Origin of the sequence: Corynebacterium lipophiloflavum DSM 44291 (assembly GCF_000159635.1) — a bacterium.
Lineage (GTDB): Bacteria > Actinomycetota > Actinomycetes > Mycobacteriales > Mycobacteriaceae > Corynebacterium > Corynebacterium lipophiloflavum.
Genome location: NZ_GG667209.1, coordinates 1 through 1239, shown reverse-complemented (window position 1 = coordinate 1239; position 1239 = coordinate 1). Strand labels below are relative to the sequence as shown.

At 59.6% G+C, this 1239-nt stretch carries 1 protein-coding gene; it reads left to right on the top strand.

Translation table 11 applies throughout. From position 1 onward, the window contains the following. Positions 1–107: 107 nt before the first annotated feature. The coding region (locus HMPREF0298_RS11225; RefSeq protein WP_040423258.1) for an IS1249 family transposase at positions 108–1239 on the top strand (1132 nt) is incomplete at its 3' end.

Below are 1239 nucleotides of genomic sequence, written 5' to 3'. Positions count from 1 at the left end.
AGGTTTCAGGAAAGTATATGCTCCGGAAGCATATATCCGGCCTCAGGCCGGGACATCCACGGTGTGGCAGCCGTGATGTGCTATGCGCGACGTGGTGTGGTGTCGCAATGTCAAAGAACCAACCACGCTGCCACTGCGGCGCAGTGATGAAACGCAACGGCACCACCAGCAAAGGCACCACCAGGTGGCGCTGCAAACAATGCGGCGCCTCCAGCGTCAAACGTCGAAACGACATCACCAACGCGGCAGTGTTCACCCAGTTCATCGAGCATTGCACCACCGCAATCTCACTGGACGACCTAGCCAAACGAAACGGCGTCAGCCGCGCCACAATGAAGCGGCGCTTCAAGTGGTGCTGGCTCGCTGATGTGCCTGACCCCACCGCCGGCCACGACAAGAGGATCTACGACCAGATCTTCCTCGACGGCACCTACACCGCCGGCGGCTGTCTGATCGTCGCGGCGACGATCGACCACGTGATTGCCTGGCACTGGTGTAAACACGAAACCACGCGCGACTACCAACGACTTCTCGAGCGCATCGAAGCCCCACTTATCGCCGTTATCGATGGCGGCCAGGGAGCCTACAGCGCAATCAAGAAGTGCTGGCCGACTACGAAAATTCAACGCTGCCTCGTCCACGCCCAACGCGTTGTACGCCGCTACACCACCACCAACCCACGCACCGATGCCGGACGCACCATCTATCGACTTGCGCTGAAGCTAACCCGGATCACCACCCTGGACGAGGCAGCGCAATGGGGTGCGCAACTGCACGAATTCTCCACGATCTACCGGTCATGGATGGACGAGAAAACCCTGATCAAAGACCCCAAAACCGGTGCATGGACCCGCGTGTGGACCCACCCCAACGTGCGCAAGGCCTACAACAGCCTCAACCACCTCTTCCGGTCCGAGATGCTGTTTGTCTACCTCACCCCACCAGAAGGTGTGCTGGAGAAACACCGCATTAAATCCACCACCAACAGCCTGGAGGGCGGCATCAACGCCCAGCTCAAACTGCTCGCCAGAACCCACCGGGGCAGATCCGGTGAACGACAACGCCGCATGCTGGATTGGTGGCTCTACCTCAAAACGGAACTGCCTGACGATCCAGTACGAATCGCCAGGCAGTCCGACTGGGGCCAGGGCCAACTCGCCAAAGTATCCACCCTGACCCGAAACGAGAACCAAGCCGACCACGAAACAGGACGACCAGCCCTCTACGACAACGCTATCG